The sequence below is a fragment of the Rosenbergiella collisarenosi genome (genome assembly GCF_018494085.1).
Taxonomy (GTDB): domain Bacteria; phylum Pseudomonadota; class Gammaproteobacteria; order Enterobacterales; family Enterobacteriaceae; genus Rosenbergiella; species Rosenbergiella collisarenosi.
The window spans coordinates 1-203 of record NZ_JABBFP010000050.1 but is presented as its reverse complement, the minus strand read 5'-3'; the positions used below and the strand labels follow the sequence as shown (position 1 = coordinate 203).

The following is a 203-nucleotide window of genomic DNA, read 5'->3' as shown; positions in this document are numbered from 1 at the left end:
TGCATCCGTAGCTCAGCTGGATAGAGTACTCGGCTACGAACCGAGCGGTCGGAGGTTCGAATCCTCCCGGATGCACCATTACTTGTTGTACACAATGCTATACCTCGCTTTACCCCATACTCTGCATCCGTAGCTCAGCTGGATAGAGTACTCGGCTACGAACCGAGCGGTCGGAGGTTCGAATCCTCCCGGATGCACCATAA

The 203-nt window shown here is 54.2% G+C and carries 2 tRNA genes; both read left to right on the top strand.

What is annotated here, in order from left to right:
• The first annotated feature begins 1 nt into the window (after position 1).
• Positions 2-78: transfer RNA gene (locus HGT70_RS16550), tRNA-Arg, on the top strand.
• A 45-nt stretch (positions 79-123) separates the two neighbouring features.
• Positions 124-200 (top strand) — tRNA-Arg (locus HGT70_RS16545).
• Positions 201-203 lie beyond the last annotated feature (3 nt).